Genomic DNA, 16,615 nt, shown 5'->3' with positions numbered 1-16,615 from the left:
GGTGCCCATGCGCTGGGGCGACATGGACGCCTACGGCCACATCAACAACGTCCAGATCGTACGCATGCTGGAGGAGGCGAGGATCGCAGCCTTCGGCCCGCCCCGGGGCACCGGCCTGCCGGGCATCGAGCCGCACGTGTCCCTCTTCAATGACCTGCCGCCCGGAACCCTGGCCCTGGTGGTGGACCATAAAATCCGGTACGTCAGGACACTGGAGTACCGCAACGTCCCGGCCGTGGTCCAGGTATGGATCGGTGCCGTCAAAGGTGCCAGTTTCGACATCCACTACGTCCTCCAGGACCCCGTCAGCAGGGAGGACTGCGTGAAGGCCAGCAGCCACCTGGCGTTCGTGGACGAGGCCACCGGCCGGGTACTGAGGCTTACCCAGGAACAAAAGGACCGGATGGCCCCGTACAGGCACTAAGCCCCTGTACAAGTCCGGCCGGACCTACTGGACTGGACCTACGACGGACAGCGAAAGGAAACCCTGATGGCCAGGAACAAGAACCGTGCCGCGCGGAAGAAGAAGACATGGAAGGAGATGTCCCCTTCCGGCAAGGCGGGCACCATCCTGACGGCGATTGTGCAGGTGTCCCTGCTCATTGCCGCCCAGCGGGACATCTCGCGCCGGCCTGCGGAGCTCATCAACGGGCCGAAGGCCGCCTGGCGGGCGGCCTCGTTCGTCAACTTCATCGGACCCATGGGGTACTTCGTCTTCGGCCGGAAGCGGTCTGCCGGCGGGGCCTGAACCGGGAGCCGGGGACGGCAGCCCACCGGCGTGGAGCGGCCGTCCAGCTTGACCCTGTAAATTTGAGGGCATGACCCCAACCGCCACCGCTGCCATGACCCGCGCCCTCGGCATCTCCAAAGAGATCGAAGACGCAGCGTGGTTTGTCCTGGGCCCGGGCCTGCAGGGGAAGGCGTCGCCGCTGGACGGGCGGACCCGTACGTGGTCGGTCGCGGCGGCCTCGGAGCTGCTGGACCGCCTGGAACGGGGCATCCCGGACGCCAAGGCCCCGATGATGACCAACCTCCGCGGGAACCTGGACGGCGCCACCCGTGGAGCCAAGCAACTGGCGGTGGAGCTGCTCTTCCTGCAGTCCCTCCCGCTGGCCCACGAAGTGAAGTCCCTCAAGGTCAAGCGCGCCCGCGTGGCCGAGGCCGCCGGCTGGCTGGAGCCGCCGCTGGAGCTTCCCGAAGAGCTTTACGCGGGCATGACGGACCACGGCGTGATCCGCGACCGGACGGCTGAATTCAACTGGACCATCTGGGACCACCTCAAGTGGCTTTGCCGGTTCGTCCGGAACGTCGCACAGCGGCCGGCCGCCGTGGTGCAGGCCGCCATCAAGGATCCCCTGCAGTTCCACCGCCTTGCGGCCTCCACGCCGGATGACCAGCCTGCCATCCGCCGCAGCATCGAATTCCTGGCGTGGCCCAGCTACTTCGAGCCCGTGGTGGCGGATGTGGAGCGGCAGGAAATCCGTGACGCGTTCGCCTCGCTCGTGGGCGGGGCCAACGGCGACAGCGAAGAGGACATCACCGCGGACATCCACCGCATCCGCCTGCACCTGGACGAGCAGGCGGGCCAGCGCATCGACTGGTACTCCCGGCAACTGGTCAGCCAGTGGCGCAAAGTCGGGGACCCCGGACGGCGGGCCTGGCTGCTCCGGACCCACGGCGACCACCCCGAGCTCCTCACAGCCTGGCACGCGGAGGAGAAAGTGACCCTGGACGTCGAACATCTCCGCCCCCTGGAGCCGGGGGTCAGTGCAGGCGTGGTCCAACACGCCGTGGACGAGGACTACAAGCACCTTGGCTACGTGGAGCGTGAGGACACCAAAACCGCTGCCCTGGCGTTCCTCACCGTCATGAAGCCCGGGGACCTGGTGCTCTACCAGCACGCCGGTACGGTGCGGCTGGGTGGCGTGCTGGGGGAGCCGGAGTACAACGACGACAACCGCCGGCTGCGGCGCAAGGTGCGCTGGTTCGACGTCGGCCACGCCACCACCAGCCTGCCCCGCCACGTCCAGCGCCAGCTCAGCACGCCCGGCATCGTCGTGGACGCCACCAGGGTGGTGCAGGCGCTGCAGGCGCTCCTGCCCGCAGAAGCGGAGACCGAGCCAGACGCCGAAACCGAAGGCGCCGCCGTCGTACCCCCCGTCCAGGAGGGCTTCCGCGCACTGACGCCCGAGTTCGCCGCGTCCCTGCACATGGAGCTGGAACCGCTCCAGGAGATCGCCGAGCTGCTCGAGGAAAACCGCCAGGTGGTCCTCTACGGTCCGCCCGGCACCGGCAAGACCTACCTGGCCAAGCACCTCGCGGCGGAGCTGGCGGATGACACCACGGACGAACGCGTCAAACTGGTCCAGTTCCACCCGTCCTACGCCTACGAGGATTTCTTCGAGGGCTACCGGCCGGATAAAACGGATGACGGGCAGGTCTCCTTCAAGCTGGTGGCCGGCCCCCTGCGCCGGCTGGCGGAGGAAGCCGCTAAACCCGGGAACGAGAAGAAGCCGTACTTCCTCATCATTGACGAGATGAACCGCGCCAACCTGGCCAAGGTGTTCGGCGAGCTGTACTTCCTGCTGGAATACCGCGATGACCGGATCTACCTGCAGTACAGCCCCAACGAACCCTTCACGCTGCCGGACAACCTCTACATCATCGGCACCATGAACACCGCGGACCGGTCCATCGCCATGATGGACGCCGCCATCCGGCGCCGTTTCTCCTTCATTGAGCTGCACCCGCAGACGGAGCCGGTGAAGGGGTCCCTGCTCCGGTTCCTGGAGGCCCGGAAGTTGGACACCACGCCGGCGCTGTTGCTGGACGCGCTCAACGGTGCCATTGACGAGTGGGACCGGGACCTGATGATCGGGCCGTCCTACTTCATGAAACCGGCAGCCCAGACCCCGGCGGGGCTGCGCCGGATCTGGAAGTACGAGCTCATGCCGCTGCTCGAGGAGCACTACCACGGCCAGCTGACCAGGGCCCAGCTGGAGGAACGTTTCGGGCTGGACCAGTTGCTGGGACGTCTTGCAGCGCGCTGACCCCCGGGCGTCCGTCCGGCACCTGGTCCTGGACGAGCTGTCCGGCGGCATGGTGGAACGGCTGGACGCGCCAAGCGCTTCCTTCCTGAACGCCAGCGGCTTGGCCAAGGCCTCGCCCATGGGCATGGGGTTGTACCGGATCGAGCCGGTGGGCAAGGTGGGCTCCGTGCGGACCTCAACGGTGCAGCTCGACGTCCGCCCCAAGGACCGGCTGGGGCTGGACAGGCTCCTGTTCCTGCTCAGCTACGCGGGGGAACAGGGCTTCCGCGAGGACGCCGTGGCCGCCGACGAGGAACGCGAACTGTGGAGTTCGCTGGCGGAATCCCTGGCGCAATTGGCCGAACGCGCCTTGGGCCGCGGCGTCCTGCAGGGCTACCTCACGGTGGACGAATCCTTGCGGACCGTCAAGGGGAGGATCCGGATTTCTGACCAGATCTCACGCCGGCCGGGAATGCTGGTCCCGTTGGAGGTCTCCTACGACGAGTTCACGGAGGACATCGCGGAAAACCGGATCCTGCGGGCCGCGCTGGAGCGGATGGGGCAGGTGCCCGGCGTGCGGGCGGAGGTGCTTGGCAGGCTGCGCCAGCTGAAGGGAAAGCTCGACGCCGTCACGCGCCTTCCGCCCGGGGCGCCGGTTCCGCCGTGGAAGCCCACCAGGATGAACCTCCGCTACCACGCCGTGCTGCGCCTGGCCGAGCTGATCCTGCGCAACGCCTCCGCGGAATCAGGCGAGGGCAAGCAGCAGGCGGCCTCGTTCGTGGTGGACATGGCGCAGGTTTTCGAGGATTTTGTGGGCACCGCGCTGCGCTCCGCAATGGCCGCCCACCCGGGGGAGCTGCGGCTGCGCTACAACGCCCTGCTCAGCGAGGCCGTGCGCGATTCCGACCGTTTGTCCGTCCGTCCGGACGCCGTGCACCTGCTGGGTGGGCGCCCGGTGGTGGCCTACAACGCCAAATACCGGGCAGCTTCCGACGCCGGTGCTTCCCTGACCGCTGACCACTACCAGATGCTGGCTCACTGCACCGCCCTTGCGGTCCCTACCGCCTGGCTCGTCTATGCCGGCAAGGGCGAAATGAAACTCCGCCGGATCCTGAACACGGACATCGACATTGTGGAGTTCCCGCTGGACCTCGGCCAGCCGCCGTCGGACATCCTGGGCTCCATCCGGGACCTTGCCCGGCAGTCCTGGGGCGAGGTCGCCCGGGTTTCGGCAAGCGCAACCAGCGCTGGCTGAGCCGGGCGAAATCAGACCGGGACGCGGAACGTAAAGGTCGTCCCCTTGCCGAGCGTGCTGTCGACGCCGATGGTGCCGCCGTGGGCCTCGACGATCGCCTTGCTGATGGGCAGGCCCAGCCCCACACCGGGGATCGCGGTGCGCCGGACGTTGCTGGTGCGGAAGAATTTGGCGAAAACCTCGGACGCGTCTTCGGGGGTCATGCCCATGCCCGTGTCCGATACCCGGCAGGCCAGGTGTCCGTCCTCCTGCGCGAGCGAGACCACTACCTGGCCGCCGTCGGGAGAGTACTTGATGGCGTTGGACACCAGGTTGTCCAGCACCTGCGAAATCCGGGCGCTGTCCACGTGGGCCTCGAGCTGCGGCGGAGTTTCGGCACGCAGTTCCACCCCGGCCGCGGCAGCCCGCGGCATCGCCGAGGACACACTGCTTTGCACCAGTTCGGCAACGTCGACGGTGTGGGGTGTGACGATCAGCTGGCCGTTCCGGCTGGACAGCAGGTCCGAGACCAGGGTCAGGAGCCGCTCGGAATTGCGGTGGATGATCTCCAGCATCTCCCGCTGCGACTGGTCCGGTTCGTCGGCGAGCAGGATCTCGACGTACCCCAGGATGGACGTCAGCGGGGTGCGGAACTCGTGCGAGACGCTGGAGACGAAGTCGTCCTTGGCGGCAAGGGCGTTCACCAGGTCCGTGACGTCGCTGAAGACGATCACGGAACCGGCAAAGCGGCCGTCGGAATCCTTCATGGGCCGGGCCGTGGTCACCAGGGCCCGTTGTTGGCTTCCTTCACCCAGCCACACCAGGTAGTCGGTGAAGGTTTCCCCCAGGACGGCGCGGCGGACCGGACGTTCCGCCACGGGGACCAGGGTCTTCCGGTCCGGGCCGAAGACCAGGAGCTGCGACTCGTTGGGGTCCGCAATATCCTTTGGCCGGGCCAGCTCGTGGTTGGCCCGTTGCTTCCGGTTCATCAGCACGTCGTGGCCGTCGGCGTCCACCGCCAGGACACCCAGGTGCACGGTATCCAGGACCGTGTTCAGCAGCGACTCCTGCCGCTTGCTGGTGCGCAGGCTGGCGCGCAGTTGTTCGTCTTTGTCCTCCAGCTGGTTTTGCTGGCGCATCATGCTCAGGGTCAGGACGCTCACGGACACACCAATCCCCAGCATCATGACGGGCAGCAGGAGGGACCGGGCGAAGTCCTGCGGGGTGTAGTTGCCCTTCAGGAGCAGCGGCACCCAGATGATGGCCAGCGGACCCAGGAAGGAGAACCACAGGGCCGCCTTGGGGTAGTACCCGGAGGCGCAGAGCCAGATGACGGGGAACACGGCCAGCAGGCTGATTCCGGTAAGGCTTTCCTGGCCGCCCTCGCGGCCTGCCCCGATGGAGATGAAGTCCAGCACCGGGATGGCCAGGAAACTGGTGTACGGCAACCGGTCCCACGGGACGGCGTAGCAAAGCACCATGAGCGCCAGCTGGGAGATGAGGAAGGTGACGAACAGCGGATTGCCCATGGTGTCCGGGAAGAACGCCCACACCAGGAAGGCCGTGAGGAGCGTGGTGACGAACAACGGCATCTGGCTCAAAGCCACCCGGTCCGTCAGCCGGTATTCATGGAAGGGCCGCTTGAAAAACCGCAGTCGACCGGATGACCAGGCCGTCGGGGCGCTCATCGTTCGGTAGACGCGGAAGTCGGGGTGTTCGAGACCATACCAGCAGGATATCCGCAGCCAGCTATACTTCTGACGTTGGCACTGAGGGGGCTCTATGAGTGAGGCACGTGTGGGTCTGGTCATTGAAGATGACCACGACATTCGGGAACTGGTTCGCACTGTGCTGACCCAGGCTGGATTTGACGTTACCGTCGCCAGTGGCGGCGCGGAGGGCGTCTTGATGGCCAAGAGCCTGAATCCTGACGTTATTACGCTGGATTTGGGACTGCCGGACATTGACGGCTTTGAAGTTTCCCGGCAAATCCGGGAGTTTTCGGACGCCTATATCGTGATGCTGACGGCGCGTACCGAAGAGCTGGACACGTTGATCGGGCTCGAATCGGGTGCGGACGACTACCTCACCAAGCCGTTCCGGCCCCGGGAAGCTCCGTGCCCGGGTCGCGGCCATGATGCGGCGCCCACGGTCCGTTCCGGAACCCGGCGAGGTGGCGGTGGACCCGTCGTCGGACGGCGCCGCCCACCCGGAGCGTGGAAACTTCAGCCACAACGGCCTTGAGTTGAGCTACGCGTCCCGCACCGTAACCGTCGACGGCACGGAAATGAACCTGACCCGCACCGAATTCGAGCTGCTGTACGCGCTCCTTGAGGCGGGCCGCACGGTCCGGACCAAGTCGGACCTGGTGCGCCGGCTCCGGGACGAGGATTACGACGTCGGCAGCTACATCAGCGAGGCTGACGAACGTTCCGTCGAAGTCCACATGGGAAACCTTCGCAAGAAGCTGGGCGACTCGCCGCAGCAGCCGCGGTGGCTGCAGACGGTCCGCGGGGTCGGTTACCGGTTGGCGCCGGGACAACACTGAGCCTGTAACCGGTGGATGGTCTGCCGGCTGCACTGGGTGATGGGCCGCAGGAACGTCGCCGCCAGCCTCGGCAACGCCACCGACATGTCAGCGTGGCGGGCCTCGGCCCTGATTTCGGCTTCCAGGTCCTGGGCCATGCCCGCCAGCCGTTCAGCACCGACCATTTGGCTTGCCGTCTTCAGGCTGAGGACCGCGTCCATTGAACCTTCCAGGTCACCGGTGGTGAGGGCGAGCCTCAGCTTTTCCAGCCGCTCCGGGAGGTAGTCGATGAAGTTGGCCACGAAGACCCGGCCGTAGCCCTCTTCCTCCTCAAGCTCTTCCCGCAAACGGTCCAGGACCGATGGGTCCACCAGCGGTCTGGGTGCATCATCTGAGGTGCTCATGACACTCCTTTCGGCTGACATTGCGGACTCTGGAACCACGTGAAATTGCGGACTCTGGAACCACGCGGTTGCGCGTGGGAACCGGTGTTTGTTCAGGTTAGGACTGTTCCCGTACGGCATCCGGGGTTGGGAAATTAATTGCGGGTTTCTTGATGAGATTGCGGTTTTTGGCCCTATCATCAAGCCAGTGCTTTTCGCACTACCACATAAGCGGCCTGGCCGCCTTCAAATCTGGGGATAGATTGCCGTGTTTCGTTTACTGAAGACCTTTGTCCTTGCTTTGTTGGTGGCCTCCGGATTGGTGTTGTCCGTGGTCCAACCAGCCAGCGCGGCCGCCTCGCCGCAAATCACACTCAACCCGGCGTCCGGTCCGGCCGGTTCGGCAGTGACGGTGGCTGGAACCGGGTTCAAGGCCTCCACCACCGGGACGGTGATTGTGGGTTCGGCGACTTTCGCGTTCCAGACCAGCTCCACAGGTGCGTTCAATACCGGCATCACCATTCCTGCCGCGTCCACCGGAAGCATCACCATCACCGCCAAGACCTCGTCCGTCAAGGCATCCGCCACGTTCGTGGTGCAGTCGGCGCCTGCCCCGGCCCCTCCCACCGTCAGCAGTGCGGCCCTCCGCTTCGGTGTGGCCAACCCCGGAGGGCCGTTGGCCAGCAGCGAGTTGGACGAGGTAGCCACCCTTGCCGGGGAAAGTCCGTCCATCCTGATGATCTACAAGGATTTCCTCCAGGCGCCTCCGGTGGCTGAGATGGACGCCGCCCGCTCCCGGGGTGCCACCCCGTTGGTTACCTGGGAACCGTGGGCGTGGGGTGGTGGCGTGAACCAGCCTGCCTACGCTTTGGACCGGGTGGCCGCCGGCGATTTCGACGCGACAATCACCCAGTGGGGCCAGTCACTCGCCGCGTGGGGCAAACCGGTGATGTTGCGTTTCGCCCATGAAATGAACGGCAACTGGTACCCGTGGGCTGAGGGAGTCAACGGCAACCAGTCCGGCGACTACGTGGCCGCCTGGCGGCATGTGCACGACGTCGTCGCCGCCACGGGTGCCGTCAACGTCCAGTGGGTGTGGTCGCCCAACGTGCCCTACTGGGGGTCCACGGACCTGGCAGGTTTGTACCCGGGCGCGGGATACGCCGACATCGTGGCCCTGGACGGCTACAACTGGGGCACCTCGCAAACGTGGAGCAGCTGGGTTTCACCGGTGGACCTATTTGCCCCGGGCATCTCCCAGCTCCGTTCCCTCGCCCCGGGGAAACCGGTCCTGATTGCCGAGACCGCCTCCAGCGAGCTGGGCGGTTCCAAGGCGACGTGGAACACGGACCTGGTGTCCTACCTGGCCGCGCAGCCTGACGTCATGGGCTTCGTCTGGTTCCACATGCAGAAGGAAACCGACTGGCGCATCAACAGCAGCGCGTCGTCGGCCACCGCGTTCAAGTCAGCCTTGTTGGCCCGGAGAAGCTAGGGGATAGGGGGCACTGCTCCGGAACAACGGTTTGCGGGTTGCCGTGTCCCGGCAACCCAATGATCTTGTCCTGCCCGGATCAAGGACGGCGGCGGAAACCGCGAAAGATTGCCTCAAGATTGCGGTCTCAGGGGCGTGGATCGAGGAACTGCAGCAGGTGGGCTTCGAGGGCTGAACGGTCCTTCATTTCGCACTCCCAGACGGTCAACACCTTCCAACCGTCGCTTTCCAGTCGGCGGAGTTGATCGGCGTCGCGTTCACGGGTGCGGGTGCGTTTTGCCTCCCAGAAGTCGGCATTGGCCTTGGGTGCATGCTGACCCACCCGGCAGTCATGGAAATGCCAGAAGCAGCCATGGACAAAGATCACTTTGTGGCGCCCGGCGAAAACCAGGTCCGGATTGCCCGGGAGCTTGGTGCCGCGGGATGTGCCGTGCAGGCGGTACCTGTAGCCCTTGGCGTGCAGGAGCCGGCGCACCAGCAACTCCGGTTTGGTGTCCTTGCCGCGGATCCGGGACATGTTCCAGCTGCGCCGCTCTGGGGAGAGCTTGTCCGCGGTGGGTTCGGTTGCGCTGGAGGTGCCCGGCATCTTTCCAGTCTAGGAGTGCTAGATCTCGCGCTCCGGCTGTTCGCCAAAGACGAAGTGCCGCCCGCTAAGGGTGGAGGGGGTGATCTCCACATAGAAGTCCTTGAGTGTGGGGACCCAGGTTTTCAGGCCGAGTTCTTCAATGGCGGCCAGCTCGTCCGAGTTGCTCAGCACGCGCGCCGTGCCCCGCAGCACCACGGACCACGCCTCCGCGGACAGGATGCCATCGGTCTCAAAAAGGACCCGGGCATTGATGGTCAATTGCGCCAATTTGTTCCCTGGCGCCGTGCGGAGATAGACCTTCCGGTTCGACGTCACGTAATTCACCGGAAAAATATCGGGTTCGCCCGCAACGGAAACCACCAGCCGGCCATGTTGCGTGGCGGCCAGAAGCCGCCAGGACTGCTCATCGTCGAGTTCCAGGACGGGATTGCCGTCTGCATGTTCAAACATCATGCCGCCATTGTTCTCGTCCGGCTGGAAACGCACCAGAGTCCGGAGTCCCCTTTACGAAGCGTACAAACCGTGCCGGGAGCAGCTGGCCCACCAGCCCAGCGGGGAAACCTGGACCATGAGCCTGCGGCCGCAGGATGCACAGAACCGCGGGGGCTCCAGCTGGAGGAGGTCCGCGCACCTGGTGTGGTGGTACGACGGCGGTGCGTCGCCGCCGTCCTCCTTTTCCTCCTTGGGCGCGTTCTCCTCCTTGGGTGCGTCCCCCTGCAGGGAACGGGGCTGCAGTGGAAGTCCGCAGAGTTCGCAGTAGGGCGCCCCAGCCAAAGGGGCCAGGTCCGGGGTGCTCACAGGGTCTTCTGCAATTCCTTGATGGGCATGTTCAGGTCCACCAGGAGGTTCAGGTCGGCAGTGGCCGGGCGTCCCAGGGTGGTCAGGTAGTTGCCGACAATCACGGCGTTAATGCCGCCAAGGAGGCCTTCCCGGGTACCAAGGTCGCCGAGGGTGAGCTCGCGCCCGCCGGCGTAGCGCAGCACGGTACCGGGCATGGCCAGCCGGAAAGCCGCTATTGCGCGCAGGGCGTCTTTGCCGTTCATGAGCGGCTGGTCCTGGAGCGGTGTACCCGGCCTGGGGTTGAGGAAATTGAGCGGAACCTCATGCGGTTCAAGGGACGCCAGTTCCGCGGCGAGTTCGGCCCGTTGCTCCAGGGTTTCGCCCATCCCGATCAATGCCCCGCAGCACAGCTCCATGCCCGCATCCTTGACCATGGCGCAGGTTTCCAGCCGTTCCTCGTAGGTGTGGGTGGTGACCACCTGCGGGAAGAAGCTGCGGGCGGTTTCCAGGTTGTGGTTGTAGCGGTGGACGCCCCATCCGGCCAGCTGATCCACCTGCCGGCGGGTCAGCATGCCCAGGGAGCAGGCGATATTGATGTCCACTTCCTGCCTAATGCGGTCGATGGCGAACTTGACCTGGTTCATGAGTTTGATGTCGGGGCCTCGGACCGCGGCCACTATGCAGAATTCCGTAGCGCCGGTGGCTGCAGTTTCCTTGGCGGCCTTGACCAGTTCCGGTATGTCCAGCCACACGCCGCGGACCGGGGAATCGAACAGCCCGGATTGGCTGCAGAAATGGCAGTCCTCGGGGCAGCCTCCGGTCTTGATGGAGATGATGCCTTCCACTTCCACGTCTTCGCCGCAATGCCTTAACCGGACGTGGTGGGCCAGTTCCAGGAGTACCGGGAGTGCCTCGTCAGGAAGGCGGAGGACTTCCAGCAGTTGTTCCCGGGCGAGGCCGGTGCCCTGTTCAAGGACCTGCCGCCTGGCCGTTTCCAGAATGGAGTGGTCCTGGAAGGGAGGGGAATTCGTCATTGCTGTCCTTCGGTTCGACGTCAGGTCCTTTCCTTTCCGACGCTAGTTCGGTGCGCGGCGCCCGTTTTTGTGGACCGCATACAACGCGGGATCACGGACTTTGTTGACACCTGCAGTCAATACTTAACGCCGCTGAAACAGTTCCGTGACCGCCCTGTCGTTTCGTCTGGATAGCGTCGCTTCGAGACGTTCCCCTCCCACCGAAAGAGACAGGTATATGAGCCAGGACCTGGATACCCAGCAGTTGCTGGAACCCGCGGCACCCGCCGGGGCCGCCGTCGTCGGACATCCTCCGGCGACCACGACGGCGGGCAACACCGCCGCCCTCAACGCCACCAAGGAAAGCCTGGAAGACTACACGCTGCGGTTCGCGCCGCGCTCCTACCGCAAGTGGAGCGCCGGCGTGGTGGCCACCAGTGCGCTGGGCGGCATCGCGTATCTTGCAGACTTCTCGATCGGCGCCAACATCGGCATTTCCTATGGAACGGTCAACGCGCTCCTGGGGATTCTGGTGGCCGCCGTCGTCATCTTCGCCACTGGATTCCCGCTGGCCTACTACGCTGCCCGCTACAACATCGACCTGGACCTGATCACCCGTGGCTCCGGTTTCGGCTATTACGGGTCCGTGGTCACCAACGTCATCTTCGCGACGTTCACCTTCATTTTCTTTGCGCTGGAAGGCTCCATCATGGCCCAAGGCCTGGAGCTGGGGCTCGGAATTCCGCAGTGGATGGGCTACGCCGCGTCCACCATCATCATCATTCCGCTGGTCATTTACGGGATGAACACCCTTGCCAAGCTGCAGGTGTGGACCACGCCGCTCTGGCTGCTCCTGATGGTGGTGCCGGTGGGGTACCTGCTCTTCTCCCACCCCGAGAGCATCGACAGCTTCTTTGCGTACACCGGAGCGTCCGGAGACGGCGGCCCCAACCTGGCGTCCGTCATGCTTGCCGCGGGCGTGTGCCTGTCGCTGATGGCGCAGATCGCTGAACAGATCGACTACCTCCGGTTCATGCCGCCGCGTACGGACGCCAACAGGGGAGCCTGGTGGCGGGCTGTCATCCTGGCCGGTCCGGGCTGGGTGATTTTCGGTGCCATCAAGCAAATCGTGGGGCTGTTCATTGCCATCTACCTGATCGCCACGCTGGACCCTGCCGCTTCGGCCACGGCCAACGAGCCGGTTCACCAGTTCCTGGGCGTCTACCAGGAAATGATGCCGGCCTGGCTGGCCATGACCCTGGCGGTGGTGCTGGTGGTCATCTCCCAGATCAAGATCAACGTGACCAACGCCTACTCGGGCTCGCTGGCGTGGACCAACTCCTTCACCCGGATCACCAAGACCTACCCGGGCCGGATGGTGTTCGTGGTGGTGAACCTGCTGATCGCCCTGGTCCTGATGGAAGCGAACATGTTCGACTTCCTGAACACCATCCTCGGGTTCTACGCCAACTGCGCCATGGCCTGGGTGGTCACGGTGGCCTCCGACATTGCCATCAACAAGTACCTACTCAAAATCTCGCCCAAGGTGCCTGAGTTCCGCCGCGGCATGCTGTACGCCGTGAACCCGGTTGGATTCGTGTCCATGCTGGTGTCAGCCGGTGTTTCGATCGCGGTGTTCTTCGGGGCGTTCGGTGCCGCCATCCAGCCGTACTCGCCGATCTTTGCGGTGGGGTTGGCGCTGGTCCTTCCTCCGGTCCTCGCGGTGCTCACCCGGGGGAGGTACTACCTGCGGCGCACGGATGACGGCATTGAGCTCCCCATGTTCGACGCCGACGGCAACCCCAGCGACGCCAAGCTCCTGTGCCACGTGACCGGGATGGAATTCGAACGGCCGGACATGGTGCGCTCGGCGCAGGACGCCCCCGACGGCGGCCCGCAGTATGTTTCGTCGCTCGCCTTGTCCACCGACAGGACAGGCGAACTGGTGCTGCCGGCCACGAAATAGCGGGGTTCATTCATTTCTTGGGAAGGAAGCCGGTGCCTGATGGCGCCGGCTTCCTTTGTGACTTTTCTGTGCTGCCGGCTGGTGGTAAAACCGAGGACGTTGGCCTGTGGATAAGTCTTAGCGCCATATTGTGACCTGGGCTACCCTTAAGTCACTGTTCGGAGCAAGCCGTCTTGAAACTACTGGGGGAATAGCGGCCCATGACACTACAGAAGCTCTTTACGTCGCGCGCTTTCTGGTCCCGTAGGCAGCGGTCCAGCGCGGGAGTCCTCCTGATTGCGGGCTCGCTCCTGCTGGCCGGCTGCGCGGGCTCATCACCTGCAGATCCAGGCACAGCCTCGCCGGTGGCATCGGAGAGCGGAACGCCAAGCGCCCCGGCCACCCCAACCCCGACGCCGAGCGCCGTCTACAAGCCGGCCGACGCATCCGGTCCCGCCCAGAACGTCCCGGTGCCCGTGCTTCCTGACGTGGCGAAGACGGAGACGAAGGAAGGGCTCGAGGCGTTTGCTAAGTACTGGTTCGATCTGCTGAATTCCGCCTATCAGACCGGGGACGTTTCCGGATTGCAGTCAGTCACGGACCGAAACTGCGAATACTGCTCGAAACTCACCGCTTCTCTAACCACCAACTATCAAGGCGGTCGATGGTTGGCTGGCGGAAAAATCACTACTCCGGCCATCACTACATCTTTTGAGAGGTCTAGCGATGGCAACTTCCAGGTCATATTGCAGGTGTTGCAGTCTCCAATTAGCTACTACGAGACTGGCGGCAAGGAATTCAGAGCCGCGAGCAATGGGTCGAATACCGGCAACGTACTATTAGCCAATTACGTGGATGGCGCTTGGCGCGTCAACGACCTGCACCCGATACGCTGATGCTCAAGTCAGGGCCGCGAAGTCTTGTAGTTTTATTGGCAATTTTGTTTTGCGCCATCTGCGCGCCGGTCTCTCCCGTATTTGCGGACGATGGTCTTGAAGCTGACTTTGGTGAAGTAGGCATTGATATTGACGGTTGGACTATGGATCCAGCAACAGGTCACATGGTTCCGCCTGAACCCGGCGCCGTTGTTTCTGACCCCAACGAGTACAAATACGAGTTGCAGTGCCACCTTGGCGGCGGGGACTTCGACACGCCCTGCCTTGGCCGACAGCTCGACTGCAAGGACAGGGAAGACGGCGCCAAGGGTATTCCGGTCATGTGGCTGTCTCGGCCACGCGGTGTTCCTGGTGCGGTCTGGGCACACCACTCAGGCCCCACCTGCCTTTACGACGCCAAACCCGAGGACCTCCTTCCACGGATCGCTGCGGACATCCAGCGGCAATTCCAGAACTTGCCTGTGAATGCGGGCAGCGTCGTGGCCCAGCCCAGCCCCAACACTTTGCGTGGCGCCGAAACCAATTTTTACGCGGAAGCCGTCGAGCAGCAGTTCGACATCACCATGTTCGGCCAGCAGGTCCATGTCGTGGCAACACCCGTCCAGTACACCTGGAACTACGGTGACGGGACTGTGTTCGGCCCTCAGCCGTCTATGGGCGGTCCCCTCCCGCAGGACCGGTGGGGAGAAAAGACGCGGACCAGCCACGCCTACGCCACAACCGGTGATTTCCAGGTGGTGCTGACAACGTCCTTCCAAGGCACGTACTCGGTGAATTCCGGTCCACCACTGCCCATCCCCGGCCAGGGCCAGTTCAACGCCCCGCCGCAAGGCATCAGCGTCTGGCGTTCGCTCACCCGCAACTACGCCGACGACTGCAACGCCAACCCCCAAGGCCAAGGTTGCCCAGGAGCCCTGACACCGCGCTGAGCCCGCGCCCGGACCCGAATGTCCAAAGTCCAAGGAATGTGATCCCCGTCTCAGAAGGAATAGTTGCACGCGCCCCACAGTTGGCATGGACAGTACGTCTCCAGCCTTCGAAAGGAACTGCGCATGCTGTTTTCCCCCTCACCCTCGGCGAACTCGAACTTCCCAACCGCCTGGTGATGGCGCCCCTGACCCGCCTCCGTGCAGGCGAAAAGGGCGTCCCGGGCCCGCTCCTGGCGGAACACTACCGGCAGCGCGCTTCCCTGGGCCTCATCGTCAGCGAGGGCACCTACCCCACTCCCGCCGGCCAGGCATACCCCGGCCAGCCCGGAATCGTCACCGAGGAACAGGTTGCCGGCTGGAAGAAGGTAACGGATGCCGTCCACGCCGAGGGCGGCCACATGTTCGCCCAGATCATGCACGGCGGACGGGTATCCCATTCGGACATCACCGGTGGCCTGGAAATTGTCGCCCCCAGCGCGGTGGCCATTGACGGCGTCGTCCGCACTCCCGAAGGCAAGAAGCCATACCCCGTGCCGCACGCGCTGACCACCGACGAACTCCCCATGGTCATCCAGGAATTCGTCAACGCCTCACTGAACGCCATCGAGGCAGGCTTCGACGGCGTGGAACTGCACTCGGCCAACGGCTACCTCCTGCACGAATTCCTGGCCCCCAACTCCAACGTCCGCACTGACAGCTATGGCGGATCACCGGAGAACCGTGCCCGCTTCGTCATCGAAACCGTCAACGCCGTGGTGGCAGCCCTCGGCGCCAACCGGGTGGGCCTCCGCATTTCCCCCGAGCACAACGTCCAGGGCATCTCCGAAACGGATGCAGCGGATGTCCGTGACACCTATGAGGTCCTTGTGGACAGCCTCGCGCCGCTCAACCTGGCGTACCTGAGCATCCTGCACCACGAGCCCACCGGAGAACTGGTCCAGGACCTCCGCGAACGCTTCGGCGGCCCCTTCCTGGTCAACACCGGCTTCGGCGTGATCACCACGAAGGAAGAAGCCGTGACCCTGGTGGCCGACGGCCACGCGGACGCCGTGGTGGTGGGACGCCCGGCCATCGCCAACCCGGACCTGGCCCGCCGCTGGAAGGAAAGCCTTCCGCTGAACGAGCCGGACCCGTCCACCTTCTACGCAGAAGGCGCCACCGGCTACACGGATTACCCGGTGTACCAAGGCTAGGCATTTCTTCGGCCAACCCGAATCAAACGACGACGGCGGCACCCAGCGTGGGTGCCGCCGTCGTTGGCTGTCAGGGGTGCTGGTCCCGGGCAGCAGTGCCGCGAGGCCATCCGACGGCCTCCGGCTGAGAATTTATGTGGCCCGCCGGACTCCCTCGGAAGCCGGCGGTGATCAGATGATACTCCAACGAATGGACTCCTACCAGAGCCACTTTGTGAGCCGGTATCCGGCTCACAACACGGCCTCCCGGCCGGTGCCTTCCCGCATCAGCAGCTTTCCGTCCTCAATGGAAACCAGCACGCTTTTGGGCCTGCCGCTGACCTTCGTGATGGCCTTGAGCCCGCGGTTGGTGACCTCAACTCCCACCTGGGCGCCCTTGGCCGGAAGCTCCACCGAAACTTCAGAGGCGATGCCCAGCAACGGATTGGTGGAAACATCCAAATCCCTGCGCACAACTTTGCCGTTGACCGTCACGGTGATGTTGGCTTCCTCAAACCCCTCCTGAAACACGACAAGCAGTTCCCGCATGGTGGCCTCTTCCTCGAGCATGGGTGCCAGTGACTGCAAGACCACTACAGCACTTTGCGGGCCCGAGTGGAATACTCGCT

General features: G+C 64.5%; 16 protein-coding genes and 1 pseudogene. 10 read left to right on the top strand and 7 right to left on the bottom strand.

Translation table 11 applies throughout. The features are described from left to right. Window positions 1–7 precede the first annotated feature (7 nt). The 4 genes from ACX5I6_RS00460 to ACX5I6_RS00445 all read left to right on the top strand — a co-directional run bounded on the left by ACX5I6_RS00460 (window position 8) and on the right by ACX5I6_RS00445 (window position 4,284). Complete coding sequence (locus ACX5I6_RS00460) at window positions 8–424, top strand: acyl-CoA thioesterase (RefSeq protein WP_461841636.1); 417 nt, start codon at window positions 8–10, stop codon at window positions 422–424. Between the two features lie 66 nt (window positions 425–490). After that, window positions 491–748 (top strand): PLDc N-terminal domain-containing protein, encoded by a 258-nt coding sequence (locus ACX5I6_RS00455; protein WP_461839085.1) that lies wholly within the window; start codon window positions 491–493, stop codon window positions 746–748. A gap of 70 nt (window positions 749–818) precedes the next feature. Further along, complete coding sequence (locus tag ACX5I6_RS00450; protein ID WP_461839084.1) at window positions 819–3,050, top strand: McrB family protein; 2,232 nt, start codon at window positions 819–821, stop codon at window positions 3,048–3,050. Continuing rightward, window positions 3,037–4,284: a 5-methylcytosine restriction system specificity protein McrC gene (locus ACX5I6_RS00445; RefSeq protein WP_461839083.1), complete on the top strand. Its 1,248-nt coding sequence runs from the start codon at window positions 3,037–3,039 to the stop codon at window positions 4,282–4,284. The genes ACX5I6_RS00450 and ACX5I6_RS00445 overlap by 14 nt, the downstream gene beginning before the upstream one ends. A gap of 11 nt (window positions 4,285–4,295) precedes the next feature. Here the strand turns inward: ACX5I6_RS00445 and ACX5I6_RS00440 are convergent, their stop codons facing one another. Beyond that, window positions 4,296–5,951 carry a sensor histidine kinase gene (locus tag ACX5I6_RS00440; RefSeq protein ID WP_461839082.1) on the bottom strand — a complete coding sequence of 552 codons (1,656 nt, stop codon included), beginning with the start codon at window positions 5,949–5,951 and terminating at the stop codon, window positions 4,296–4,298. 94 nt (window positions 5,952–6,045) lie between these two features. Between ACX5I6_RS00440 and ACX5I6_RS00435 the strand changes: the two are divergent. Then, window positions 6,046–6,811, top strand: a pseudogene (locus ACX5I6_RS00435) (response regulator transcription factor). Here ACX5I6_RS00435 and ACX5I6_RS00430 read toward each other — a convergent pair. Further along, window positions 6,784–7,194 (bottom strand): Hpt domain-containing protein, encoded by a 411-nt coding sequence (locus tag ACX5I6_RS00430; protein ID WP_018762219.1) that lies wholly within the window; start codon window positions 7,192–7,194, stop codon window positions 6,784–6,786. The pseudogene ACX5I6_RS00435 and the gene ACX5I6_RS00430 sit on opposite strands and share 28 nt — an antisense overlap. Before the next feature lie 301 nt (window positions 7,195–7,495). On the opposite strand from ACX5I6_RS00430, the gene ACX5I6_RS00425 reads away from it, so the two are divergent. Next, the gene (locus ACX5I6_RS00425; RefSeq protein WP_461841635.1) at window positions 7,496–8,665 is read left to right on the top strand and encodes a glycoside hydrolase family 26 protein; all 1,170 of its coding nucleotides are present in this window, start codon (window positions 7,496–7,498) and stop codon (window positions 8,663–8,665) included. A 127-nt stretch (window positions 8,666–8,792) separates the two neighbouring features. Here the strand turns inward: ACX5I6_RS00425 and ACX5I6_RS00420 are convergent, their stop codons facing one another. The 4 genes from ACX5I6_RS00420 to bioB are packed head-to-tail and all read right to left on the bottom strand — an operon-like array spanning window position 8,793 to window position 11,065. Continuing rightward, entirely contained in the window at window positions 8,793–9,251 is a 459-nt protein-coding gene (locus ACX5I6_RS00420; RefSeq protein WP_461839081.1) for a very short patch repair endonuclease, read from the bottom strand. 18 nt (window positions 9,252–9,269) lie between these two features. Continuing rightward, entirely contained in the window at window positions 9,270–9,704 is a 435-nt protein-coding gene (locus ACX5I6_RS00415) for a pyridoxamine 5'-phosphate oxidase family protein (RefSeq protein WP_461839080.1), read from the bottom strand. A gap of 51 nt (window positions 9,705–9,755) precedes the next feature. Next, complete coding sequence (bsaP, locus tag ACX5I6_RS00410; RefSeq protein WP_461839079.1) at window positions 9,756–10,049, bottom strand: biotin synthase auxiliary protein BsaP; 294 nt, start codon at window positions 10,047–10,049, stop codon at window positions 9,756–9,758. Beyond that, a complete protein-coding gene (gene bioB, locus ACX5I6_RS00405) occupies window positions 10,046–11,065 on the bottom strand; it encodes a biotin synthase BioB (RefSeq protein WP_461839078.1) in 1,020 nt (339 codons plus the stop codon). The genes bsaP and bioB overlap by 4 nt, the downstream gene beginning before the upstream one ends. Window positions 11,066–11,282: 217 nt before the next feature. Here bioB and ACX5I6_RS00400 point away from each other — a divergent pair, with 217 nt between their 5' ends. From ACX5I6_RS00400 to ACX5I6_RS00385, 4 genes are all read left to right on the top strand, one after another. Further along, window positions 11,283–13,010 carry a purine-cytosine permease family protein gene (locus ACX5I6_RS00400; RefSeq protein ID WP_461839077.1) on the top strand — a complete coding sequence of 576 codons (1,728 nt, stop codon included), beginning with the start codon at window positions 11,283–11,285 and terminating at the stop codon, window positions 13,008–13,010. A 344-nt stretch (window positions 13,011–13,354) separates the two neighbouring features. Further along, window positions 13,355–13,885, top strand: a complete 531-nt coding sequence (locus ACX5I6_RS00395; protein ID WP_461839076.1) for a DUF6318 family protein — start codon at window positions 13,355–13,357, stop codon at window positions 13,883–13,885. 143 nt (window positions 13,886–14,028) lie between these two features. Continuing rightward, window positions 14,029–14,814: a hypothetical protein gene (locus ACX5I6_RS00390; protein WP_461839075.1), complete on the top strand. Its 786-nt coding sequence runs from the start codon at window positions 14,029–14,031 to the stop codon at window positions 14,812–14,814. A 176-nt stretch (window positions 14,815–14,990) separates the two neighbouring features. Next, entirely contained in the window at window positions 14,991–16,007 is a 1,017-nt protein-coding gene (locus ACX5I6_RS00385) for an alkene reductase (protein ID WP_461839074.1), read from the top strand. Between the two features lie 231 nt (window positions 16,008–16,238). On the opposite strand, the gene ACX5I6_RS00380 is transcribed toward ACX5I6_RS00385, so the two are convergent. Then, window positions 16,239–16,556: a hypothetical protein gene (locus ACX5I6_RS00380; protein WP_285249225.1), complete on the bottom strand. Its 318-nt coding sequence runs from the start codon at window positions 16,554–16,556 to the stop codon at window positions 16,239–16,241. Window positions 16,557–16,615: the final 59 nt, after the last annotated feature.

Source organism: Arthrobacter sp. MMS24-T111, assembly GCF_054888995.1.
The sequence above is the reverse complement of the archived record's forward strand: the minus strand, read 5'-3'. Positions and strand labels throughout refer to the sequence as shown.